We start from the raw sequence: 24,391 nt of genomic DNA, 5'->3' as shown, positions 1-24,391 counted from the left end.
ATTAAACAAAAATGAAAAAATTATTTACCGTTTTAGCAATCGCTTTATTTACAATTGGTGCACAAGCACAAGACACTAAACCAGCTCCTAAAAAAGAACCTACTAAAAAGGAATCCTGCTGCAAGAAAACTTCAACAGATAAAAAAGACAAAAAATCATGTTGCGTTAAAAAATAATCACAACATTTATTAAATGTAAAAGGCCTCAAATATTTGAGGCCTTTTTTATGGTTTTCTTTCGCCACGAATTTCACGAATTTTCACGAATTATTTTTTATCTGCAAAATGCATTAAGCATTTTGAATTTGTGAAAATTCGTGGAATTCGTGGCAAAAAACTTAAAAACTACTTCAATTTTACACTCCATTCAAAATCCATTTCAGAAACCTGAACTCCTTCTTCATTTGTTCCAATAGATTTCATCCAGAAAGTTTGCCCCTCGCCTGTTGCGATTGTTCTTTGGATTGCTTCGGCGATTAAATGCCCGTCGTTGCAAACGAATGTTATTCTTCCGGTTGCTTTTTTGGTGAAGTTCCCTTTATTATTAGCAACCAGCATTGAGATTTTTTTTCCGCTTTGCTGAATTTGAGAAATCACTAAAGCTCCTGTAGTTAATTCGGCGGCCATAGCCTGAACAGCAAAGTACATTGAATTAAAGGGGTTCTGATTAATCCATCTGTGTTTTACACTTACCACGCATCTATCCTGGTCGATTGCCTTTACACGTACACCACAAATGTATGCTGATGGTAATTTGAATAATACAAATTTGTTAAGTTTAGAAACTGATATTGCCATGGTATTTATTTTTTTATGTAAAAATACAAAAAAACTATGCGCGCACAATAAATTCCAATTACTTTCCTAATTCACCAATAAAATCAAGACTTACCAATGATTTTCAGCTCATTATAAGTCATTCTAAAATTTCAAATTTGTTAAAATTTTGTTAATAATTAGTACTATGTAAAACAAGATACTGTCTTTTAGCCATATATTTGTATAAGAAGTTACTATATGCTTTTAATCATGGAAACAACAACACCACTCATCATGGAAACATCATCAGAAAAGAACACTGCAACGTTCACACACTTAAGTACTTTAACTCAGTATTTCATTCCATTTGGGAATTATATTTTCCCAATATTGATCTGGACGAGTTACAAAGACAAATCAGAATTTGTTAATCACCACGGAAAACAAACGCTGAACTTTCAATTAAGCTTATTGCTTTACACATTGATTCTGGCTTTGATTGCAATTCCGATTTTTATCACTGTTATTCTTCAGAATCTTCCAATGGAAGCTGTTTTTAACAACGACGATTTCTTTATTAGAAATATCGATTTTCAAGGAAACATTGCATTATTAAGTATTGGAGCGACAGCAGTTTTACTTTTTGGATTATTAAAGTTTGCTGAATTCTTTTTAGTGATTTATGCTTCAATAAAAGCTTCAAACGGCGAATTGTATAAATATCCGCTAACGATTCCTTTTATTAAGTAATCTAAAAAAAAATTAAAAGTTATAGTCGGAACATTATAAACAATCAATTAAAATAGTTTCGAAATCAATCATCAATCAATCATCATCAATCAAAAAACGAATTGTTCAATCTAAAAAAAACAAAATGAAATTATGAACATTGAAAACACAAAAGCACAGATGCGCAAAGGTGTTCTTGAGTTTTGCATCTTATCTGTATTGAAAGAAAAAGACGCTTACACATCAGAAATATTAGACACTTTAAAAAACGCAAAATTACTAGTTGTTGAGGGAACAGTTTACCCACTTTTGACTAGGCTGAAAAACGACGGTTTGCTTAATTATCGTTGGGAAGAATCGACCTCCGGGCCACCAAGAAAATATTATGGATTAACCGAAATAGGACAAACATTTTTAAACGAACTTAGCGGTACCTGGACAGAATTGTCTGACGCCGTAAATCTAATCACCAATCAAAATCAATAAGTCATGAACAAAACAGTAAATATTAACTTAGGCGGTATGTTTTTTCACATCGATGAAGACGCATATTTAAAATTGACACGCTATTTTGACGCTATAAAACGATCACTTAACAACTCGTCCGGACAGGATGAAATTATTAAAGATATCGAAATGCGTGTTTCTGAATTATTAACAGAAAAACAAAAAAGCGAAAAACATGTTGTAGGCTTAAAAGACGTTGACGAAGTGATTACGGTTATGGGACAACCTGAGGACTACATTATTGAGGATGAAGAAAAACCAAATCAGTCTTTTAACGACTACGGTACGAGAAAACATAAAAAATTATATCGTGACAAAGAAAAAGGTATGATAGGTGGTGTTGCAACCGGTTTGGGACATTATTTTGGAATTGACGCCGTTTGGATCAAAATCATTTTCTTAATATTTGTTTTTGCAGGTTTTGGAACTGGAATTTTAGCTTATTTTGTTCTTTGGGTTGTAACTCCGGAAGCGGTTACAACCTCTGAAAAACTGGAAATGACAGGAGAACCGGTTACAATTTCGAACATCGAGAAAAAAGTTCGTGAGGAAATTGAAAACTTATCTGATAAATTCAAAAATGCAGATTATGACGCAATGGGAAACCAGGTAAAGTCGGGAGCTGAGAGAATAAGTAGTTCATTTGGAGACTTTGTAATGACGGTTTTTAAAATCTTTGCAAAATTTTTAGGGGTAATCTTAATTATATCAGGGGTTAGCGTTTTGATCGGGTTATTGATTGGAGTTTTTACTTTAGGAACCAATATCTTTATTGATTTTCCTTGGCAAAACTTTGTTGAAGCCGGAAACTTTACTGATTATCCAATCTGGTCATTTGGTTTATTAATGTTCTTTGCTGTTGGAATTCCGTTTTTCTTTTTGACTCTTTTAGGTTTCAAATTGTTATCTCCAAACTTAAAATCAATTGGAAATATAGCAAAATACACCTTATTAGCAGTATGGATTATTGCTGTTGCAATTGCAATTAGTGTTGGAATCAAACAAGCGACTGAACTTTCATATGACAACAAAACAATTGAGAAAAAAGATATCAGTGCTCGTGTAACAGATACTCTTTATGTAAAATTCAGATACAATGATTACTACGCTAAAAGCCTAAATCAACATAGTGATTTTGAATTCGTTCAGGATTCTGCCAACAATCAATTGATTTATTCTACTGACGTCCGTTTACATGTTTTACACACTGACAATCCTACAGCCTATTTGCAAATAGAGAAAAGCGCAAGAGGAAATTCATTTGTAAATGCAAGACAAAGAGCTGAAAAAATCAATTACAAATATCAAATTACAGGGAATCATTTACTTCTTGATAATTATTTTTTGACAGATGTAAAAAACAAATTTAGAGGTCAGGAAGTTGATGTATATTTGTACTTACCAGAAGGACAATTGTTTAAACCAGATGCATCTGTTCAGGATTATGACGATTCTGACAACGATTTTTTCAACTTACACTTTAGTGGAAACTATAATTATAAAGTTGAAGGATCAAAAATTAAATGTCTGAATTGTCCAGCAGACGAAAACGACCATGATGATATGGACTATGACGATGAAGGAAACACAATTGATAACGATACTGTAAAAGAAGTATCTATTAAAATAAATGGAAAAGAAGTTTTAAACGGAAAAAAAACATCAGGAAAATTAACCACTGATAAAAACGGAGTTGTAATCAAAATTAACTAAGCCATGATAAAAATAATCATTCATATTACGAAATTAATTGTTGTAACAATAACCGCATTACTATTTGCCTCATGTAATTTTAACATGAATTCAATTGAAGGCAGCGGAAATGTCACTACTGAAAAAAGAATTGTTCAGGGAGATTTTAAAAATATTTCTGTAAGCAATGCAATAGATTTAGTTATCGAACAATCTGATGTTACTGAAATTACGGTCGAAGCCGATGATAATCTTCAAAAAGAAATTGTAACAAAAGTTGAAAACGGAACTTTAGTAATTCAATGCAAATACAGTTCTTTTCATAATGTTACTATGAAAAAAGTGACTGTAAAAATGCCATCGATTAATAAAATTGAAGCATCAAGCGCATCGTCTGTACAAAGCAAAAATGTTATAGAAGGACAAGATATTGCTTTAGAAACTTCAAGTGCCGCAACAATGGATGTGAACATTGAATCTGATAATATCTCTATTAATTCTGATAGCGGAAGTTCTGTTAATATAGAAGGAAAAGCTTTAAAACTTATCACTTCAGTGTCAAGCGGCGGAAGTATCGATGCTCAGAAACTAATAGTAAATGAGGTTCAGGCAGATGCCTCAAGCGGAGGAAGTACCAGCATTCATCCAGTTGTAAGTCTAAAGGCTAATGCATCAAGCGGAGGAAGTATCAATTATGACACTACACCCAAAACAATTGAAAAAAGCGCATCATCAGGCGGGACTATCAGCCAATAATTAACCTTATTATGTGTTAAATATAAAAGAAATCATTCATCAAAAGTGGATGATTTTTTTATATTTGTCAAAATCAAATCTAGAATTAATGAAAAAACACACAGCCCTATTTCTATTAGTATTAGTTACAACGTTAACTTTTGCTCAAAAAAGAGAAAAAATAAAAGGTTCTAAAATTGTTACCACTTCAGTAAAAGAAGTCGGAGAATTTGATGGCATTGAAGTTGATGATAATTTAGAAGTTTACCTTGAAAGAGGAGAAAAAAACGAAATCAAAATTGAAGCCGACGATAATTTACACGATATTATTGGAATGGATTCAAGAGAAAAAGTACTTCGTATATACACTTCAAAAGAAAGTACTATTTTCAAAAAACTAACTGTACGTGTTACCTATACAAATTCATTAAAAACTGTAATTGCCAAAAACGGTTCCTCAGTTTTTGCAATTCAGGAACTTCAATTAGACGATATTACTTTTCATAGTTTTGATTATGCTAAATTATTCCTGAATGTAAACTCTAAGAAATTTAGTTTATTTGCTGATGACAGATCTAAAACAGAATTGAACTTAAAATCTGAAGATGCGAGTTTACAATTGAGCAAATATGCTTCTATCAAAACATTGGTATCGGCAATAAAATTTAAATGTGATTTGTATCAAAAAGCTAATGCTACAATTGAAGGAATTGCAGAAAAAGCAACAATTCGCTTAGATAATAATTCAGTCTTTACCGGAACAAAATTCACACTGAAAGATGCGAAAGTTACTACTGAAGGTTATGCCGTTGCAACTATTTTAGCCGACACTACTATAGCAATAGCAGCCGGAGATAAGTCTGAAATTTCATTACTTGGTGATCCAAAAATTGATCTTACGCGCTTTACCGAAGAAGCAAAACTGATTAAGAAACCAGGTGCAATAAAGCCTAAAGCAACAACACCATTAGCACAATAGATTTCTTCCACTAAAACTAAACTTATATAAAAAAGTCCCATTCATTTAAGAATGGGACTTTTTATTTTGAAGATTTCCAAACTCACATTCCAACAATTTGAAACCTGAAACAATAAAAACCTGAAACTCTTTTTTACTCTTTTGAAGCCAAATATCTTTCAGCATCAAGTGCAGCCATACATCCTGTACCCGCAGCAGTAATTGCCTGACGGTATACATGATCTGCAGCATCACCTGCTACAAAAACACCATCAACATTTGTTTGAGATGTTCCCGGAGTATTGATAATATAACCTGTTTCGTCAAGTGTAATGTAATCTTTGAAAATATCTGTGTTTGGTTTGTGACCAATTGCAACGAAAAATCCTGTTGCAGGAATGTCAAAAACTTCACCTGTAGTTTTGTTTTTTGCTTTGATAGCATGAACAACATTTTCATCACCTAAAACTTCTACAGTATCGTGATTCATTAAAATCTCGATATTTTCGGTTTTACGAACGCGGTCTTCCATGATTTTAGAAGCTCTGAATTTTTCGCTTCTTACCAACATCGTTACTTTTTTACAAAGTTTAGATAAGTAATGTGCTTCTTCACAAGCTGAATCTCCTGCTCCAACAATTACAACTTCCTGATTACGGTAGAAAAATCCGTCGCAAACAGCACAAGCAGAAACTCCACCACCCATTTGTAAATAATGTTGTTCTGATGGTAATCCTAAATATTTTGCTGATGCTCCTGTCGAAATAATAACTGTTTCGCAGTACAATTCGATTGTATCGTTAATCCAAACTTTATGAATATCTCCTGAAAAATCAACTTTAGTAGCCCAACCATCACGAATATCAGCACCAAAACGTTTTGCTTGTTCTTGTAAGTGAATCATCATTTCCGGTCCTGTAACACCATCAACATATCCAGGGAAATTCTCTACTTCATTAGTTGTAGTCAACTGACCACCAGGCTGCATTCCTTGGTACAAAACTGGATTCATATTTGCTCTGGCAGCATAAATAGCTGCAGTATAACCCGCTGGACCAGAACCAATAATTAGGCATTTAATTTTTTCGATTGTATCTGACATAGTATGTATAGTTTTTAGTGCTGCAAATGTAAACTTTATTATAAAAATTTGCACCCAAAACAAATCCTAAATAACTATCTCAAAATAAGTTTTATTTATTTTCATTTTTTTCTTTTGTAAAACAAATTTATTACTATATTTGCATCCGCTTACGGGGTGTAGCGTAGCCCGGTTATCGCGCCTGCTTTGGGAGCAGGAGGCCGCAGGTTCGAATCCTGCCACCCCGACAAAAGTCTTTTCATTTTTTGAGAAGACTTTTTTTTTGGACTAAACTATTCTAAATCAATCCCAAATCATATTTTAATTGTAGTTCGCGATTACAACCATGGGACACTGATTGCAACATAATATCGTGCTCCAACGGTTCAAATCGTTGGCAATGTTAGTAATCCGGCAATTACTATCTTATGATAGAAAATCGGAAATATCAAAAACTAGAATTCTCCAAACCTAACAAAAGTCTTTTCATAGCATAAATAAACCCTATACTATATATCATCCTTTTTAAAATAAACTTGATTTGCCAAAATTTAGAAATTTTAAAAATGAAAAAAATAATATTCTATCTTCTTTTTGTAGTTTCAACAATAGCTACTGCACAAGAAAACTCCGAGCCTATTATAGAAGAAAACACAAAAACTGAAAACTTCGAATTATTCAAAACAAATGCTCATGCTTCTTATTACCACGATAAATTTAATGGAAGAAAAACAGCAAGCGGCAAAAGATTCGATAACACTAAATTGACCGCTGCTCATAAAAAATTCCCTTTTGGCACAAAACTAAAAATCACCAATGAAAGAAATAATAAATCTGTAATTGTAGAAGTTATTGACAGAGGTCCTTTTATTAAAGGAAGAGAAATTGATTTAAGCAAAAAAGCCTTTATGGATATTACTGCAAACAAAAATAGCGGATTAATGTTTGTGAAAATTGAGATTCTGACAGATTAAACCCTTTCTCCTCATTTTAAACAACATTCTTAAACATCAAAATCTGCTACATCTTCAACATAGGACGTTATGTCCTTAAAGTCAATAAATTACACATTAATGTTTTACTATTCTACAAAAATCCTTTCATATTTTAGAGTGCGCTCTTTTCACTTTTAGATTTTAATTAACACGAAAAAACTAAATAAACCGCCTTCATATCAAAATGTTATTATATTTACCAATCATAACATCATACCTAATTTCTTTATGGAAAGTTTTCTTTTAGTTGCGTTATTTTGTTTTCTAATTTACATTCTTAATACGATCCAAGGTCGATTTAACAATCTCGAAGACGATATTCAGAGACTTAATAAAAAGATAGATCTTTTAAAAACAGTTGAAAAACCATCCGAAACTATTCCGGTAATTAAGAAAGAAGAATTCAAAATAGCGCCCGAGGAATCCAACAAGGCTACTTTTGAACCTGCTAAACCAGAAGTATCTCAAGAAAAAATTACTGATGAACAATTAGAAAAAATTGCATTATCATCTAAAATCGATAATTCACCTAAGCTGATTGAATCAAAACCGATTGAACCAAAACCAATCCCTAAACCGATTATTCCTGTTGAACCTGAAAAATCATTTTGGGAAAACTTCAAAGAAAAAAATCCGGATTTAGAAAAGTTCATTGGAGAAAACTTAATCAATAAAATTGGAGTATTAATTCTGGTTTTAGGAATAAGTTATTTTGTGAAATATGCAATCGACAAAGATTGGATCAACGAACCTGCACGTGTTGGAATTGGTGTTTTATGTGGCGTATTAGTTATGGGAATTGCGCATAAATTACGTAAAAATTATGCGGCATTTAGTTCGGTTATTGTCGCCGGAGCTATTGCCATTTTCTATTTCACAATCGGGATCGCTTTTCATGATTATCACTTATTCAATCAAACTGTCGCTTTTAGTATAATGGTTGTTATTACTGCTTTTAGCGCTTTGATATCTTTATCATATGACAGGATTGAACTAGCAGTTCTTTCCTTAATTGGTGGTTTTGCAGTTCCGTTTATGGTTAGTACGGGTGAAGGCAATTACGTAGTTCTCTTTACTTACATCATCATTCTGAACGTTGGAATTTTGGCTTTAGCCTATTATAAAAAATGGAATCTGGTTAATATTCTTGCTTATATATTTACAGTACTTTTATATGGAGCGTGGCTGTCTAAAGATTTAACTTCTGCTAAGCCACATTATCTTGGAGCACTTATTTTTGGTTTTGCTTTTTATTTTATTTTCATTTTAATGAATATCATTAATAACATCAGATCAAAAGGAGAATTTTCTAAAACTCAATTGACAATTTTAGCCAGCAACACCTTTTTATTTTATGGTGCAGGAATGGCCATTTTAACCAATTATCATCCAGAATTAAAAGGTTTATTTACGACAGTTCTTGCGTTATTAAATTTGATTTACGCCTGGTTTTTATACAAAAAATTCGAACTCGACGAAAAAGCTGCATATCTGCTTATCGGATTAACACTGACTTTTATAACATTAGCAATTCCTATTCAGTTTGAAGGCAATTATATTACTTTATTTTGGGCTGCCGAAGCTGTTTTACTATTATGGCTTTCTCAAAAATCTAAAATAATCAGTTATCGTTTTGGTTCTATTATAGTTCATGTTTTAATGCTTTTCAGTCTGATTATGGATTGGAATAAATATTATTATGGTAATTTACCTTTAAATATTATCATCAATCCAATATTTATAACAGGCGTTTTTGCCATAGCCTCGTTGTTTGCAATTTGGTACTTATTAAAAAATGAAACTGAAAAACTAACTGTTTTCGACATAACATTTAATCCTGAAAACTATAAAAAACTTGTTTTAGAAGTAGGTTTTGTGCTAACTTATTTAACGGGTTTATTCGAAGTAATTTTTCAATCGAATCAATATATAGAAAACTTATACAGTGCAATTGCATTGCCTATTTTGTATCACTTACTATTCTCAGCAATATTTACTTCTTTTTTAATAAAAAGAAAAACAGAAACAGCCTATCAAGGAGTTTTGTTAATCGCAGCTGCTAATATTATTTTGTTTGCTTTTTGGTTCTCCTACTATCCATTCTTAGAACATAAAGACATTATAAGTTCTGGAATCGGGGAATCTATTGCTTTTTATCTTCATTATGTTTCGTTATTTATCACGATTTATTTTGGATATCAATTATTCTTAATCTATAAAAAAGCTGATTTTGACCTTTTCAAACATCGTTATTTTATGTGGATTGCAGCTTTTTTAATTATTTATATTGCTAGTTCTGAAGTTATGCTTCATGGTCTTATTATTATGAATTCGCCAATTACAATTCACGATTTACAAACAAGTACTATGTATTCAAGCTATAAATCTGATTTACCATATTTACGTAATTTTATAGCAGATGATAATATTGGATTGGCGAGAACTAAAATAATCAAAACAGGATTTCCGGTTCTTTGGGGAATTCTGGCTTTTGTGTTTTTAATTGTTGGAATAAAAAAACAATACAAATCTTTAAGAATTATTGCTTTATCCTTACTTGGATTAACTATTTTAAAATTATTTATATACGACATCAGCAACATTTCTGAAACTGGAAAAATCATATCATTTATCCTTTTAGGAATTTTAATTTTGATTATCTCTTTTGTATATCAAAAAATTAAAGTCTTAGTTATTGATGAAAACAAGCCAAAAGAAAACAATGAAACTGAATAAATTCATCTTAGTACTATTTCTTTCCAACCTTTCGTTTGGACAATATAATACAACTGCAAAACTAAAAAAGGTGGCAGAAAACGGCATGCATGAAATTGTTTTATCGTCTGAGATCAGATCTTTTTCAAAACAAGATTTAAGTGACGTTCGAATATTTGATTCTAAAGGAAATGAGATTCCTTATTTTATTCAAAACAGTAAAGACGTTTCATCAAATTCATTTGTAGAATACAGTATTATTTCTAAAACGGTTTCTCCGAAGAAAACTACTTCGATTATTATTGAGATTCCATCAAATAATAAAAACAATCAGCTTTCGCTTTTTATTGCAAATTCTAATGTCGAAAAAAAGTATTCTGTTTCCGGAAGTGATGATCAAAAAGAATGGTTTGGAATATCAGATTCGCAAATACTTTCTGATTTAAATAGTGCATCAGAAACCAGCGTTATTAAAACAATTTCATATCCTTTAAGTACATATCATTATTTAAAAATAGATTTTGACGATCGCAAAACACTCCCTGTTAATGTTCTGAGAGTTGGAAATTTCAATACTCAATTGCAAAAAAGTGCTTTACAGGCAATTGTTCCAAAGAAATCATTTACAACAGAAGATCATTCAAAAAAAGAAACACAAATTCATGTTCTTTTTGCTGCTCCACAAGTTATTAATGAGATTTTGTTTGAAATTTCAAAACCAACTTATTACAATCGTCGCGCTATTTTATTTAGAAAAGTAAAACAAGAAACGAAAAGAAAATCTTCAATAATTGAGGAAGAAATTGCTTCTTTTGAATTAAACTCAAACGTAAAAAATACCTTTACTATTCCTGAAATATTCGAAAAAGAAATTTATATCAAAATAGAAAATCACGATAATCAGCCTTTATCTGTTTCGGCAATAAAATACAGTCAAAAACCAATTTCTATAGTTGCGGACTTAAGTGCTAATGAAAGTTACATTCTTAAAACCGGAAACAAAACTTTGACCGAACCTGATTATGATCTTTCAAGCTTCAAGAATAATATTGCCGTTAATTTACCTCAAATATCTGTTTATGATATTCAGCAAAAAACCTCGGATAAAAATCAGATCAAAAACAAATATTTTTGGCAACAATCATGGTTTATGTGGCTTTGTATTATCCTTGGAGGAATTACAATCTTCTTTTTTACAGCAAGTTTAGTAAAAGATTTAAAAAGAAAGAATTAACATTTAAATAGTTTTCCGAATTCAGACTTTAAATCTGCCCATTTTTACCTTAAAAAAAGATTTGGATAGAAAGAAATTTCACCAATAAATTCATTATTATCAAAAATTAAATTCGGCAAAACACGCACCATACAACGATTAGCCAAAGTTTAGCAAATGTTAACAAAATAGATTTTCAAAAACCATAAATAATTGTATTTTTACGGTTCAAAATTTAGAAAATAAATGGGCAAAATCATTGCGATTGCTAATCAAAAAGGAGGCGTTGGAAAGACTACTACATCTGTAAATCTTGCGGCCTCATTAGGTGTTTTAGAAAAGAAAGTATTATTGATAGACGCTGATCCTCAAGCAAATGCTACATCTGGTCTTGGGATTGATGTAGAATCTGTTGAAATTGGTACCTACCAAATACTTGAACACAGCCACACCCCGAAAGAAACCATTATAAAATGTTCAGCTGTAAATGTTGATGTAATCCCTGCTCACATTGACCTTGTTGCCATCGAAATCGAATTGGTTGACAAAGAAAATAGAGAGTATATGCTTAAAAAAGCATTAGAAAGTGTAAAAGATGAGTATGATTATATAATTATCGACTGTGCACCTTCGTTAGGTTTATTGACCTTGAATGCTTTAACTGCGGCTGATTCTGTAGTTATTCCTATTCAATGTGAATATTTCGCACTTGAAGGTCTTGGAAAACTATTGAATACTATAAAAAGTATCCAAAAAATACACAATCCGGATCTTGATATCGAAGGCTTATTACTAACGATGTACGATTCAAGATTACGTTTATCAAATCAGGTTGTTGAAGAAGTTCAAAAACACTTTAACGATATGGTTTTTGATACCGTAATTCAGCGTAATGTAAAATTAAGCGAAGCTCCAAGTTTTGGTGAAAGCATCATTAACTATGACGCAACCAGCAAAGGAGCAGTTAATTACATTAATTTAGCTCAAGAAATTATAAAGAAAAACAGTAAATAGTTTTTATGACAAAAGCAATTAAAAAACAAGCCTTAGGAAGAGGATTATCAGCATTATTAAAAGATCCGGAAAACGACATTGTATCAGTAGAAGATAAAAATGCTGACAAAGTTGTTGGAAATATCATAGAGCTTGAAATAAGTGCTATCGAAATAAATCCATTTCAGCCTAGAAGCAATTTTAATGAAGAATCATTACGTGAATTAGCTACTTCTATTAAAGAACTTGGCGTAATTCAACCTATAACTGTTCGAAAATTAGACTTCAACAAATACCAATTAATTTCTGGAGAGCGCCGTTTGCGTGCTTCAACTTTAGTTGGCTTAACTCATGTTCCGGCATATATTCGTATTGCCAATGACAATGAGTCTTTGGTTATGGCTTTGGTTGAAAATATCCAACGTCATGACTTAGATCCAATTGAGATTGCACTTTCATACCAACGTTTAATTGACGAAATTCAATTAACACAGGAACAAATGAGTGAGCGCGTTGGAAAAAAACGTTCTACAATTGCCAACTACTTACGTCTTTTAAAACTAGATCCGATTATTCAAACTGGTATTCGTGATGGTTTTATCAGCATGGGTCACGGTAGAGCGATTATTAATATTGAGGATTTAGACGTTCAGACTGATATCTACCAAAAAATTGTAAGTCAAAATCTTTCTGTTCGTGAAACAGAAACATTGGTAAAAAACTACCATGAAAGCTTACAGCCAAAAGCGGAAGGAAAAGCAAAACCAGAGTCTTCATTTGTAGTTAAAGAAACACAAAAAAATACTTTCAACGATTATTTTGGTGCGAAAGTTGATGTAAAAGTCGCCGGTAACGGAAAAGGAAAAATCACAATTCCTTTTAATTCTGAAGCCGACTTTAATAGAATTATAAAATTAATTAACGGATAGTGAATAAGATTGTCCCCATAAGTCTATTGTTCTTTCTCATAGGAACCGTCTCTCTTTTTGCTCAGGCAAAAGAAGAAACGGTTTTGGTAGCTAAAGACACTACCAAGCTACAAGAAATAGACCCGCTTACTCCAGCAAAAGCCGCTTTTTACTCGGCAATTTTACCCGGTTTAGGTCAAGCATACAATAAAAAATACTGGAAAATTCCGCTTGTTTATGGAGCAATCGGTACCAGTTTATACTTTTATATTGATAACAATAAAAAATACCACGATTATCGCGATGCCTACAAACGAAGACTAGAAGGTTATAACGACGATGACTATAAATTTCTGGACGATAGCAGACTTATTGCTGGTCAAAAATTCTATCAAAGAAACAGGGATTTATCTTTATTATTTGTTGTTGCCTTTTATGCTTTAAATATTATTGATGCCAATGTTGATGCGGCTTTGATTCAATTTAACGTAAACGAAAGATTATCAATGCGTCCGGAAGTTTATCCTAACGATGTAACTTTCAGACCAAACGTTGGACTAACTTTTAACTACCAATTTTAAATAGCTTTTGTTATTTAAAAATCAAAAAATATACAAAATGAAAATTGCGCTTTTAGGATACGGAAAAATGGGTAAAGTAATTGAACGAATTGCTTTAGAAAGAGGTCATGAAATTGTTTTAAAGAAAGACGAACACAACACATACGACGGACTTTCTACAGCTGATGTTGCTATCGATTTTAGCGTTCCTACTGCCGCCGTTAACAATATTTCGAATTGTTTTCATGCAAATGTTCCTGTAGTTTCAGGAACAACTGGCTGGTTAGAACATTTTGACGAAATGGTAGCGCTTTGCAACGAAAAACAAGGAGGTTTTATCTCAAGTTCAAACTTTAGTTTAGGAGTAAATATCTTCTTCGAGTTAAATGAATATTTAGCCAAAATAATGTCACAATTTGACTCATACAAAGTGGCGATGGAAGAAATTCACCATACGCAAAAACTAGATGCTCCAAGCGGAACAGCTATTTCTTTAGCCAAAGGCGTTATTGAAAACAGTAATTATGCTAATTGGACTTTAGAAGAAGCGAAAAATAATGAAATTCATATTGAAGCTAAAAGAATTGGAGATGTTCCGGGAACTCATACAGTAACATACGATTCAGTTGTAGACAGTATCGAATTAAAACATACTGCCCACAATCGTGAAGGTTTTGCTCTTGGTGCTGTTATTGCTGCAGAATGGCTTGCCGGTAAAACTGGTATTTATAACATGAAAGACGTATTAAACTTAAAATAAACAAATTTAAAGGTTAAGACAAAAACTTCAGATAATGTGTCTTAAACCTAAAACTTTAAACACAATATCATGACTCTATATTTTTGGTTTCTTTTTTTCTTAGCAGTTCAGGTTATTCACTTCATCGGAACTTGGAAAATGTATGTAGCAGCAGGAAGAAAAGCCTGGGAAGCTGCAATTCCGGTTTATAATTCGATTGTTTTGATGAAAATAATTGGCCGACCAACATGGTGGACCATTTTACTTTTCATCCCGATTATTAACTTGATTATGTTTCCGGTTGTTTGGGTCGAAACTTTAAGAACGTTTGGAAAAAAATCTACTTTAGATACCGTTTTAGGGATTTTTACTCTTGGTTTTTATATCTATTATGTTAGCTATACTCAAAAATTAGAATACAATGCCACTCGTAAATTAACTTCTGACAGTAAAGCTGCAGATACAGTAAGTTCATTGCTTTTTGCTATTATTGTAGCAACATTGGTGCATACTTACGTGGTACAACCTTATACGATTCCTACCTCATCATTAGAAAAATCATTACTAATTGGAGACTTTTTATTTGTTAGTAAAGTAAATTATGGCCCTAGAGTTCCAATGACAACTATTGCATTACCAATGGTTCACGATTCTATACCGTTAACCAAACGTAAATCATATTTAAGCTGGCCACAATTACCCTATTTCAGATTGCCTGCTTTAGAAAAAATCAAGCGAACTGATATTGTCGTTTTTAACTGGCCGGTTGATACTGTACATTATTTTTACGAACCAAAAGGAAGACCTGGTGTTATAAAACCAATTGACAAAAGATCAAACTACGTAAAAAGATGTGTTGGTATTCCTGGAGACAGCTTATCTATTAAAGATGGTTTTGTTTTTATCAACGGAAAAAAATTAGTTTTACCAGAACGTGCTAAACCACAATATTCTTATGCAATTGCCTTAGACGGAAAAACGCCTATCGATTTTGAAACTTTATTAAAAGAATTGGATGTTACAGATGGTGCTTATTTTAAAGATGAACAAAAAAGAGATACTCTTTACTTCAGAGCTTTAACTGAAGCAAGCGCAGAACGATTTAAAAATACTCCTGGCGTAACTGGCGTAATAAGACAAATTCAAAGAGGAAATGACAATTCAATTTTCCCTCATATCAACAAATGGAATCAGGATAATTTTGGTCCGATTTACATTCCGGAAGCTGGAAAAACTGTTGCTTTGACAAATGAATCTTTGCCTTTCTATAAAGAAATCATTACGAATTACGAAGGAAACACTTTGCAATTAGACGGTTCTAAGTTTATCATTAACGGAAAACCAACCACAACTTACACTTTCAAACAAAACTATTATTGGATGATGGGAGATAACCGTCATAACTCTGAAGATAGCCGTTACTGGGGTTACGTTCCTGAGGATCATATCGTAGGAAAACCAGTTTTCATCTGGATGAGCTGGGATACAAACGGAAAAGGAATCAATAAAGTTCGTTGGAATAGGGTTTTCACAACTGTTGACGGTGAAGGACAACCACAATCTTACTTTAAATATTTCTTATTTATTCTTGCCGCATATTTCGTTGGAGATTATTTCTGGAGAAAAAGAAAAGAAAACAAAGCATAAAAAAAATTAGTTATTTTTGTTTCAGGTTTCATGTTTCAAGTTCGCAAAGAACCTGAAACATGAAACCTGAAACTTTTAAACAAAGAATACAATGAACTCGTTATTACTTCCTACCTATTTTCCTTCGATAAGCCACTTTGCAGTTATGGCTCAATCTGAAAATATTATTTTTGAAATGGAAGATAATTTTCAGAAACAGACGAATAGAAACCGTACGTATATCTATAGTCCGAATGGGATTCAATTATTAAATATTCCAGTTAAACATTCAAAATCTGCACATCAGAAAACAAAAGATGTTTTAATTGAAAATGAATTTGACTGGCAAAAACAGCATTTCAAATCATTAGAAGCTGCTTATAGAAGCTCTCCTTTTTTTGAGTTTTTTGAAGATGATATCCGCCCTGTTTTCGAAAAGCAACATACATTTTTAATGGACTTAAACCTTGAAGTTTTTGACATTACAACCAAATGTTTACGCATGAAACTGGAGTTTACCAAAACCACAGAATACTTTCATGAAGTCGAAAACATTTCTGATTTTAGAATTTTGGCAAACGGAAAAAAAGACCTTAATTCATTCGAAAAATACACTCAGGTTTTTGATGACAAACACGGTTTTATAAACAATCTAAGCGTTTTGGATTTACTTTTTAATGAAGGTAAATTTGCTATGGATTATCTAAAAACACAAAAGCTCCTGATCTAAATTAAACCACAAAGTGCGCTAAGATTTTTTAACGGTATTTTATATAAAAACACAAAGTTCGCAAAGCTTTATATTGATCTAGCTTTGCGAACTTTGTGTTTTTTCTATGTGTAAAGTAAAATTAAATCTTAGCGCACTTTGCGGTTAAAATTTTTCACTATTTACAAAATAGCCTTATTTTTTTTCAGCAACTCTTTTTATTTCCAGCCATCTTGAAAGTGTCTCCATAATAAGTTTTTGATCTTTTTCAGGAAAATCTTTAACTCTTGTCGAGTGGCTTCCGGTTGGGAGAACCATTTTTAAAGCATCTAACTTTGGATTTGGTGTTGGAGAACAAGAAAACCATGTATCGTAACCTCCATAGACATACAAGATTTTATCTCCTTTATTTTCAACATATTTTCTGACTTTCTTAATGTATTTAGGATTGTACTTTATCACAACTCCTTTTGGCGCAAATCGATCATTTGAAGAACTTTTCACAACTTGAAGCAAATCGGCTACCGGAGTTAAATCAAAACCATAATATCCTAGCTCGCTTAAATGCTGATAATAAGACGGCAGATACTTAAAGTAATTTTTATCATTGTAAGTCCCCATTCCTACAATGTCATTGAGATAATCAAATAATTCTTTTGGAGTAGCTGTTACTGGTGGAATTGCATCACATTTTCCTCCCCATTGCCAAAATGAAAAAGGGAATTCCAAAACAGCATATTCTAAAGACTCATTAAATGACACTTCAGTAAATGTCATTTTTTTTTCTTCAGCATATTGCGTAAACTCTTTTAAAACAGCTTCTCTATTCTCCAAAACAGCTCTTTGAAATGCTGTGATTTTAGCTCTGCATTCTGCTGTTCCAACAGTTCTGTCGTGATTTATTGTTCTCGGATCTTCCTGAGTATTTATCAACGGAGCTACATAAGGCATCGCTACATCGACATCGTTTGGGTATTTTGACTTATAAATCAAAGAAGTTTCCCCTCCTTTACTGATTCCGGTTGAAATCCATTTACCTGAATATATTTGTTTAAGCTTCATCACGATATCATGATAATCTTCAATTGCCTGATCGTTAGTCAAATATTCCCAAGGAAATGGTTCTGGACGAGATTTTCCGTAAAAGCGATATTCAACTGCAATTTGATTGGCGTTTAATAATTTACTTACTTCACTTTTAATATTGTTTGTATTATAACCATGTGTTTCGATAACCATAGGCTTATTAAAATCGAGATGAGAGAGATAAACATAATGTTTGAATGTCCCTTTTTGAGGATTTTTATGATCTAATGATTCATCCAGAATTAATTGATACGATTCTGAATAACCTTCTAAGTTTTCTATAACGGTAATTTCAGCTTTTGGAAACAATTCTGTGAGCTTTTGACGTAAATTTGATGTTGTCTGTGCTGATCCAAAATGCGAGATCAAAACAAAACACATCAATACTAAACTTTGTATTTTTTTCATTTTTTGAGGTTTAATTGAATTTTTAAAAATACTGGCAATGCAAATCTAAGCATGATACTATATTACCCTTAAATTATTTTATTTTATCTACTTTGAGTTAAAATAACACTATGCGAAAATAATACCTTAATTTTGAAATTGACTTGAATCATTAACCTTAAAACAAAAAAGATGACTATTGGAGTTGGCGGATCTAACGTAAATACAGAACTGGAAAAAATACAAAACATGACACTGAATGTAAAAGCCATTCAGCCCGAAGAATACCAAAAACGTATTCAAAAAGCAGTGTCTCTTATCAAATCGGCTGGTTTTAAAGCTTTATACTTAAATGCCGGAACCAATTTATATTATTTTACAGGAACTAAATGGAATCCTTCTGAAAGAATGGTTGGCGGAATATTATTTGAAGATGGAAGTCTGGAATATATCGTTCCTAAATTTGAAGAAGGTACTTTTAATAAATACAAGCAAATTGACGGCAAAATTAATTGTTGGGAAGAACATGAATCTCCATCGGTTTTATTTGGAAAAATACTTCAAAATAAAAACATCAGCGCAGGTAAAATCGCTTTAGACGAATCTGCCGGTTATTTTTTAATTGATGCGATCATTAAAGCGAATCCTGCTTATGAATTTGAAAACGCACAATCCTTTACGGCGGGATGTCGCATGCATAAATCCGAAAATGAAATTGCTATTATTCAGCAGGCGAAAGAAATCACAATGGTTGTGCAACGTGCTGCTGCCCGTATTTTGCATCCGGGAATAAAAGTAGAAACTGTTGTTGATTTTATAAATCAGGCACATATTAAAGCAGGAATTCCGAGTGGTTCTTATTTCTGTATTGTTTTATTTGCCGATGATTCTCAATATCCACATGGCGTTACTGTTCCTCAGGATTTAAAGGACAATGATGTTGTATTGATTGATACGGGTTGTCGCTTAGAAGGTTATTTATCTGATATTACAAGAACTTATGTATACGGAACTCCAACTGAAGCGCACATAAAAATTTGGAATTTAGAGAAAGCGGCTCAAAAAGCAGCTTTTGATGCAGCACAATTGGGAGCTACATGTGGTTCTGTAGATGATGCAGCCCGAAAAGTAATTGCAGAAGCAGGTTTAAGTCCGGATTATGAACTTCCGGGATTACCTCATCGCGTTGGTCACGGAACAGGATTAGACATTCATGAATATCCATATCTGGTAAGAGGTAACACTACAGTTTTGCAAGAAGGAATGGTGGTGAGTAATGAACCTATGATTTGTATTCCTGAGCAATTTGGAATTCGCCATGAGGATCATTTTTATATGACACCTGAAGGCCCTAAATGGTTTACAACTCCTATGCATAGCATCGACAATCCTTTTGGGATTGATGTAAATTAGTTTACAATTTGTGCCGTTAGGCACTAAATATCGGTAGAAAACATGGATTGCAAAAAAAAATAGCGTGCCGTAGGTACGCAACAAAATGACTCCATTGTGTACCTACGGCACGCCAACGAATTTCAAATCTAATGACTACCAATATTTAGTACCTAACGGCACATTTCAATTCTTGATTGGTATAATTTGATATTTATAACAAAAACAAAAAGGGGAAACGATAAATCGTTTCCCCTTTTTTCTTAACCAAACTCAAGTTTATTTATTAGCTGCAATTTTCAAAAATATTCTTCGCTCTTTTAATAGTATAAAATATGCGTAAATGCTTTAAGACCATTACAACCAACAAAAACCAAAACTACTTAATCAATAGTTTTTTATTTTCCGTGAAGCTTCCGTCTGTAGCCACTACGATATAGATTCCTTTTCTAAGATGATTTACAGGATAAGAAGTTACGTTGTTTTGTAAAACATCTACTAAATTTCCTGTACTATCATAAATAGCTATTTTTATACTTGTTGAATTTAGATTTTTGAAGCTAAAATTAACTACATCTGAAGCCGGATTAGGATACATCGAAAATGATTTTGTAAAATCGATTTGATCCGGACCTGCGCTTCCGTTTTGTAAATCTATTGTCAATGGATTGCTCCAATCACTGAATTCCGTAGCATTTTTTGCTCTTACTCTAAATTGATAAACGGTTTGTGTTCCTTGTTTTGGAATCCATAAATAATAGGTTGTTGAAGTTCCAAATGTGGTCCAGCCAGTAGTTGCATTATTTAATTGCACTTCATAACTCGTAGCATTAGAAACTGTACTCCATGAACTGTAGAATCCCGATGAATAAACTCCTGAGTTCCCCGCAATAGGCGTAGCCAATGTTACCGGATTTGGATTCGTCACCGTTCCTGAAACTACACTATAATCTTCCACTTCACCGTCAACAATGTTTCCGCAAGCTGATGGATTCGAATAGTATTTCATTACGATACGCATTCTTGTAGTTCCTGTAAACGCAGCCGCAGTAAAACTTCCGGTAGCTGTTCCGTTTGAAGAAATTCCGTCGATTACTTTTTCTGAAGCTTCAAAAGTGCCGTTTTTGTTATAATCAATCCAGATTCCCCAATACTCTAAATAGGCGTCACCTGAGAATCCTGGCGTCAAACTTACGTTTGTAAGTGCGTTTGGTGCTACAGTAACCACTTTAGCAGTATAATCAGCATAACCGCCTGTATCTTTTCCTGAAGCATTATTAAAACTTCCGATAGTTACAGAATTAATGTATTCATATTTATTATCTGATTGTGTTGTACAATAAGCTGAATTCGCTGTGATTGTCGCAGAAACTTCATTAGAATATGAAGAATAAATAGCATTTGCTTTTGCACGAACTCTGTATTTGTATGTATTTCCAGCTGTTAAACCAGTATTTGAATACGTTAATGCTGTACTTGGCAAGGTTACAATTTCGACAAAAACATTATCAGTTCCCGCTCTTTCAACTACAACGTTTGTAGCATTTGTAGCATTATTTACCCAAGTCAATTGCACTTGTAAACTAGTATTGTTTGGAACTGCCGTTAAACTTGTTGGAGCCAAAACAGTGACCTGAGTTTGTGTCCCTGCCAAAATTGATTCGTTAGGTTTTGTATTATAAGCATAATCCAAAACGGTATAACCAACTCCCCCCGCTTCTACTTTAACATGCATCCAACCGTAGCAAGTACGTCCTCTGCTCATATATTCAAAACCTACATATCCTGTTTGATTGTCCCAAGTCGTATAAGTTGCAGTTCTTAAATCTAACTGATCCGGATATGCAGCGCCCGGAGCCACAAAACTACTTGATGCACCAATTGATGTTCCCTGACTAATCAAGGTAATATTTCTTGTTCCGGTTTGGCAAACTAATCTTTTACCATACGTTTCGATTTTTAAAGCTGCAGCTGCAAATTGCCATGCTCCGTACTCTGTATTATCGCCAAGTCCTAAATTAAAATATTGCCATGTTTGTGCCGCCGAAGCAACATAATCAGGATTATTAACATAGAAAACTCCATAAGGCGCATCAAATTTCAAATTGATTGTTTTTGAAGCACTATCAAGAGTCGAAATTCCGCCCGTAATTGCAGCATCTTTAAAGGTTATCACTACAGAAGCATCATTTGCAGGAAGATGCGCATTAGCTTTTCCTGTAAAAGATACCGCCACTTTATTATTTGCCTGAAGTGTTAATACAGCTGTTAATCCAGAAGGAACTCCGGTTATCGTATAATCTGTTCCTGCAGTAAATGTTCCGGTACTTTTTGTAAATGTTGCATTATTAGTCGATAATGTAATAGTGCTAGTTGCTGTTACGCCTCCATCGTTTGCCTCTGCTTCATATAAAACACTATCGGATAATGTTACCGCAGTTTTATTAGACATTCCGGTATAGATTGGTGCATTAGGCTGAGTATTATATGCATATTCAGAAATGGTAAATGCATCTCCACCTGCAGCAACATCAACTTTAAACCATCCATAGCAAGTTTGTCCGTCAATTAAGTATTCAAAACCTACATATCCGGATTTTCCTTCCCAAGCGGTATAAGTTGCTGATCTAATATCTAACTGATTCGGGTATGCGCCCGGAGCTGTCATATTGCTTGTTGGCCCTACGGCAACATTTTGCCCTAATAACGAAATATTTCTGGTTCCGGTTTCGCAAACTAACTTTTTGCCATACGTTTCAATTTTTAGTGCATTAGCAACATAACGCCAGCCTCCGTACGAGGTGTCGTCTCCTTTTGCGATATCAAAAGCCTTCCAGGTTAAACTTGAAGAAATATTTATATTAGGCATATCAACAAAAAATATCCCGTACGGATCTGTAAATTTCAAATTGAAAAATAAAGATGTACAAGATAAACCTGTTGTTCCCCCGGTAAAAGCAGCTGGTAAAAATGTAATTCCGGCTGTTGTATTTTGTGCTGCGGCATGATTAACAGCTTTTCCTGTAAGCGTAACTGTTAGTTGTCCGTTTGAATTTACAGTAACTACTGGTGTAAGACCCGCCGGAAAAGTGTGAGTATAATGTGTTCCGGCAGTCATTGTTCCTGAGCTTAATGCAAATGTTTTGCCTGCGCTTAGTGTTACAACAGATGGCGTATTAAAAGCTCCATCATTTACAACTGTCTCTTTCAATGTAGTGACACTTGCAACAAGATTACTTTCAGTTGAGTTAACTCCTGTGTCTATTAAATTTTGAGGCTGCCAAAGTGTTTTTCTCGCAGGATGCTGCAATGCTGCCAACATTCTATCAATTTGTCCTTGGGTATACATTTTATAACACCCTTGTGCGCCATTATACCCCATGTAGTTTTCGAAGTTTACTTTATCCCCGCTACAATTTGTTCCGGGTGTACAGGCAAGTGTATGCAAACCGTCTTCTGGTGGAGTGTCAGCAATTTCGTCAGTTCCTGTACAGCCTCCTTCAAAAGTGTGAATTAAATTTAGAAAGTGACCAAATTCATGTGTTAAGGTTGCCGAAAATTCTTTACTGTATGAGTTGTCGTAAAGATAAGCTCCGTTAAAAACAACACGTGCTGTATTACTTGCTGTCATTGCACTATTTGGATACCATGCAACTCCCGAATTATTTAAAGCACCATCATTATACAAATCATTCTGAATGTAAACATTCATATATTTTGTATTATCCCATGCATCTGCAGCGATCTGGTCGTCATAGCCACCGCCATTTCCGTAACCGTTTTTAGCAGTATGAAAAACTACACCGGTGGTACAGCCTCCATTTGGGTCTTTTTTGGCTAGTTTAAATTCGATGTTTATAGTTCCTCTTCTTGCCTGAAAAAAAGGCTCAACGGTTTGAAAATCTGCATTTCTTCCGTTAAAGTCGTCATTTAATTGCGCCAAATGATTGACAATTTTCTCGTAAGTAATTGTTTTACCACTTTGTACATCTCCATAAATGTGAAAAACTACTGGAATAGTATATGTAACTGCTTCTGTTTTTGCAGTTTTACTTTTACGCTGAAGGGCAAAATTCTTAGTAAAAGTATCAAAATCTTTTTTCTCCTGAAGTGAATTTGGGTTTGCCCGATACACTTTAGCATTTTCTTCCGTCGTCCGGCACGGAAGTCCTTGTGCGCTAATTTTTCCTACCGAAAAAACCAGCAATAACATTAGTAATTTTATTTTCATAATATGTTTAGGTTAAATTGTTGCCACCAAAATTACCTACATACGTACTATTTTACTGATACTATGTTATTTAAAAACAATATATAATTAACAACTTTTTAACTTTAAAAAAACACACTTTGAAAAAATAAACCAATAAACATACGTATTTACAACAAAAATCACTCATTAATTAAATATATACAAATAAAAAACCATAACACTTATCATTTTACTGCAATGAACACAATGAAACAAAAAACGCAAAGTTCACAAAGCTATTTATTATAGACTTTGCGAACTTTGAGTATCCCGAAGCTTCGGGCAATGTCATTAAATTAAGAGAAAAATTATAATGCTATGGCGAATAAATCTCTTGTAGTTCCGAAATTTTGGGA

20 protein-coding genes and 1 tRNA gene are annotated in these 24,391 nt (G+C 33.1%); 17 read left to right on the top strand and 4 right to left on the bottom strand.

The genetic code is table 11. The features are described from left to right. The first annotated feature begins 11 nt into the window (after positions 1-11). Positions 12-176, top strand: coding sequence for a hypothetical protein (locus LPB88_RS20190; RefSeq protein ID WP_230717478.1), 165 nt, complete (start codon positions 12-14; stop codon positions 174-176). 168 nt (positions 177-344) lie between these two features. Here the strand turns inward: LPB88_RS20190 and LPB88_RS20185 are convergent, their stop codons facing one another. Further along, positions 345-797 carry a DUF4442 domain-containing protein gene (locus LPB88_RS20185; RefSeq protein ID WP_089352871.1) on the bottom strand — a complete coding sequence of 151 codons (453 nt, stop codon included), beginning with the start codon at positions 795-797 and terminating at the stop codon, positions 345-347. A 255-nt stretch (positions 798-1,052) separates the two neighbouring features. Here LPB88_RS20185 and LPB88_RS20180 point away from each other — a divergent pair, with 255 nt between their 5' ends. The 5 genes from LPB88_RS20180 (at position 1,053) to LPB88_RS20160 (ending at position 5,400) form a co-directional block, all read left to right on the top strand. Then, the gene (locus LPB88_RS20180; RefSeq protein ID WP_230717477.1) at positions 1,053-1,508 is read left to right on the top strand and encodes a DUF4870 domain-containing protein; all 456 of its coding nucleotides are present in this window, start codon (positions 1,053-1,055) and stop codon (positions 1,506-1,508) included. Between the two features lie 132 nt (positions 1,509-1,640). Further along, the gene (locus tag LPB88_RS20175; protein ID WP_008464689.1) at positions 1,641-1,973 is read left to right on the top strand and encodes a PadR family transcriptional regulator; all 333 of its coding nucleotides are present in this window, start codon (positions 1,641-1,643) and stop codon (positions 1,971-1,973) included. Positions 1,974-1,976: 3 nt separating this feature from the next. After that, the gene (locus LPB88_RS20170) at positions 1,977-3,707 is read left to right on the top strand and encodes a PspC domain-containing protein (RefSeq protein WP_230717476.1); all 1,731 of its coding nucleotides are present in this window, start codon (positions 1,977-1,979) and stop codon (positions 3,705-3,707) included. Positions 3,708-3,710: 3 nt separating this feature from the next. Then, complete coding sequence (locus LPB88_RS20165; RefSeq protein WP_230717475.1) at positions 3,711-4,442, top strand: head GIN domain-containing protein; 732 nt, start codon at positions 3,711-3,713, stop codon at positions 4,440-4,442. Between the two features lie 88 nt (positions 4,443-4,530). Then, a complete protein-coding gene (locus LPB88_RS20160; protein WP_230717474.1) occupies positions 4,531-5,400 on the top strand; it encodes a GIN domain-containing protein in 870 nt (289 codons plus the stop codon). A 133-nt stretch (positions 5,401-5,533) separates the two neighbouring features. Here the strand turns inward: LPB88_RS20160 and trxB are convergent, their stop codons facing one another. Continuing rightward, on the bottom strand, positions 5,534-6,481 hold the full coding sequence (gene trxB / locus LPB88_RS20155; protein WP_230717473.1) for a thioredoxin-disulfide reductase: 948 nt from the start codon (positions 6,479-6,481) through the stop codon (positions 5,534-5,536). A 152-nt stretch (positions 6,482-6,633) separates the two neighbouring features. Between trxB and LPB88_RS20150 the strand changes: the two genes are divergently transcribed. The 10 genes from LPB88_RS20150 (at position 6,634) to LPB88_RS20105 (ending at position 16,939) form a co-directional block, all read left to right on the top strand. Then, a tRNA-Pro gene (locus tag LPB88_RS20150) sits at positions 6,634-6,708 on the top strand. 318 nt (positions 6,709-7,026) lie between these two features. Beyond that, the gene (locus LPB88_RS20145) at positions 7,027-7,434 is read left to right on the top strand and encodes a septal ring lytic transglycosylase RlpA family protein (RefSeq protein WP_230717472.1); all 408 of its coding nucleotides are present in this window, start codon (positions 7,027-7,029) and stop codon (positions 7,432-7,434) included. A 249-nt stretch (positions 7,435-7,683) separates the two neighbouring features. Then, positions 7,684-10,191, top strand: coding sequence for a DUF2339 domain-containing protein (locus LPB88_RS20140; RefSeq protein WP_230717471.1), 2,508 nt, complete (start codon positions 7,684-7,686; stop codon positions 10,189-10,191). After that, positions 10,178-11,404, top strand: a complete 1,227-nt coding sequence (locus LPB88_RS20135; protein WP_230717470.1) for a hypothetical protein — start codon at positions 10,178-10,180, stop codon at positions 11,402-11,404. The genes LPB88_RS20140 and LPB88_RS20135 overlap by 14 nt, the downstream gene beginning before the upstream one ends. A 225-nt stretch (positions 11,405-11,629) precedes the next feature. After that, on the top strand, positions 11,630-12,397 hold the full coding sequence (locus LPB88_RS20130) for a ParA family protein (RefSeq protein WP_089353624.1): 768 nt from the start codon (positions 11,630-11,632) through the stop codon (positions 12,395-12,397). A gap of 5 nt (positions 12,398-12,402) precedes the next feature. Continuing rightward, positions 12,403-13,305, top strand: coding sequence for a ParB/RepB/Spo0J family partition protein (locus LPB88_RS20125; RefSeq protein WP_230717469.1), 903 nt, complete (start codon positions 12,403-12,405; stop codon positions 13,303-13,305). Continuing rightward, positions 13,305-13,865: a DUF5683 domain-containing protein gene (locus LPB88_RS20120; protein WP_230717468.1), complete on the top strand. Its 561-nt coding sequence runs from the start codon at positions 13,305-13,307 to the stop codon at positions 13,863-13,865. The genes LPB88_RS20125 and LPB88_RS20120 overlap by 1 nt, the downstream gene beginning before the upstream one ends. Positions 13,866-13,902: 37 nt before the next feature. Next, entirely contained in the window at positions 13,903-14,604 is a 702-nt protein-coding gene (dapB, locus tag LPB88_RS20115) for a 4-hydroxy-tetrahydrodipicolinate reductase (RefSeq protein ID WP_230717467.1), read from the top strand. Between the two features lie 69 nt (positions 14,605-14,673). Continuing rightward, positions 14,674-16,230, top strand: a complete 1,557-nt coding sequence (gene lepB, locus LPB88_RS20110; RefSeq protein WP_230717466.1) for a signal peptidase I — start codon at positions 14,674-14,676, stop codon at positions 16,228-16,230. Between the two features lie 91 nt (positions 16,231-16,321). After that, positions 16,322-16,939, top strand: coding sequence for a WbqC family protein (locus tag LPB88_RS20105; protein WP_230717465.1), 618 nt, complete (start codon positions 16,322-16,324; stop codon positions 16,937-16,939). Positions 16,940-17,113: 174 nt separating this feature from the next. Here the strand turns inward: LPB88_RS20105 and LPB88_RS20100 are convergent, their stop codons facing one another. Beyond that, entirely contained in the window at positions 17,114-18,412 is a 1,299-nt protein-coding gene (locus tag LPB88_RS20100; RefSeq protein WP_230717464.1) for a S28 family serine protease, read from the bottom strand. A gap of 171 nt (positions 18,413-18,583) precedes the next feature. Between LPB88_RS20100 and LPB88_RS20095 the strand changes: the two genes are divergently transcribed. After that, positions 18,584-19,804 carry a Xaa-Pro peptidase family protein gene (locus tag LPB88_RS20095; protein ID WP_230717463.1) on the top strand — a complete coding sequence of 407 codons (1,221 nt, stop codon included), beginning with the start codon at positions 18,584-18,586 and terminating at the stop codon, positions 19,802-19,804. A gap of 358 nt (positions 19,805-20,162) precedes the next feature. On the opposite strand, the gene LPB88_RS20090 is transcribed toward LPB88_RS20095, so the two are convergent. Then, on the bottom strand, positions 20,163-24,014 hold the full coding sequence (locus tag LPB88_RS20090) for a M43 family zinc metalloprotease (RefSeq protein WP_230717462.1): 3,852 nt from the start codon (positions 24,012-24,014) through the stop codon (positions 20,163-20,165). Positions 24,015-24,391 lie beyond the last annotated feature (377 nt).

Source organism: Flavobacterium sp. JAS (assembly GCF_020991455.1).
Classification (GTDB): domain Bacteria; phylum Bacteroidota; class Bacteroidia; order Flavobacteriales; family Flavobacteriaceae; genus Flavobacterium.
Note: the sequence above shows the minus strand (reverse complement) of the source record. Positions and strands in the feature narration are given on the sequence as shown.

Coding starts and splice junctions, on each gene's coding strand:
- LPB88_RS20125 (WP_230717469.1), top strand. CDS start 12,403: ATGACAAAAGCAATTAAAAAACAAGCCTTAGGAAGAGGATTATCAGCA.
- trxB (WP_230717473.1), bottom strand. CDS start 6,481: ATGTCAGATACAATCGAAAAAATTAAATGCCTAATTATTGGTTCTGGT.
- dapB (WP_230717467.1), top strand. CDS start 13,903: ATGAAAATTGCGCTTTTAGGATACGGAAAAATGGGTAAAGTAATTGAA.
- LPB88_RS20090 (WP_230717462.1), bottom strand. CDS start 24,014: ATGAAAATAAAATTACTAATGTTATTGCTGGTTTTTTCGGTAGGAAAA.
- LPB88_RS20190 (WP_230717478.1), top strand. CDS start 12: ATGAAAAAATTATTTACCGTTTTAGCAATCGCTTTATTTACAATTGGT.
- LPB88_RS20135 (WP_230717470.1), top strand. CDS start 10,178: ATGAAACTGAATAAATTCATCTTAGTACTATTTCTTTCCAACCTTTCG.
- lepB (WP_230717466.1), top strand. CDS start 14,674: ATGACTCTATATTTTTGGTTTCTTTTTTTCTTAGCAGTTCAGGTTATT.
- LPB88_RS20100 (WP_230717464.1), bottom strand. CDS start 18,412: ATGAAAAAAATACAAAGTTTAGTATTGATGTGTTTTGTTTTGATCTCG.
- LPB88_RS20165 (WP_230717475.1), top strand. CDS start 3,711: ATGATAAAAATAATCATTCATATTACGAAATTAATTGTTGTAACAATA.
- LPB88_RS20185 (WP_089352871.1), bottom strand. CDS start 797: ATGGCAATATCAGTTTCTAAACTTAACAAATTTGTATTATTCAAATTA.
- LPB88_RS20180 (WP_230717477.1), top strand. CDS start 1,053: ATGGAAACATCATCAGAAAAGAACACTGCAACGTTCACACACTTAAGT.
- LPB88_RS20145 (WP_230717472.1), top strand. CDS start 7,027: ATGAAAAAAATAATATTCTATCTTCTTTTTGTAGTTTCAACAATAGCT.
- LPB88_RS20160 (WP_230717474.1), top strand. CDS start 4,531: ATGAAAAAACACACAGCCCTATTTCTATTAGTATTAGTTACAACGTTA.
- LPB88_RS20095 (WP_230717463.1), top strand. CDS start 18,584: ATGACTATTGGAGTTGGCGGATCTAACGTAAATACAGAACTGGAAAAA.
- LPB88_RS20130 (WP_089353624.1), top strand. CDS start 11,630: ATGGGCAAAATCATTGCGATTGCTAATCAAAAAGGAGGCGTTGGAAAG.
- LPB88_RS20105 (WP_230717465.1), top strand. CDS start 16,322: ATGAACTCGTTATTACTTCCTACCTATTTTCCTTCGATAAGCCACTTT.
- LPB88_RS20175 (WP_008464689.1), top strand. CDS start 1,641: ATGAACATTGAAAACACAAAAGCACAGATGCGCAAAGGTGTTCTTGAG.
- LPB88_RS20170 (WP_230717476.1), top strand. CDS start 1,977: ATGAACAAAACAGTAAATATTAACTTAGGCGGTATGTTTTTTCACATC.
- LPB88_RS20140 (WP_230717471.1), top strand. CDS start 7,684: ATGGAAAGTTTTCTTTTAGTTGCGTTATTTTGTTTTCTAATTTACATT.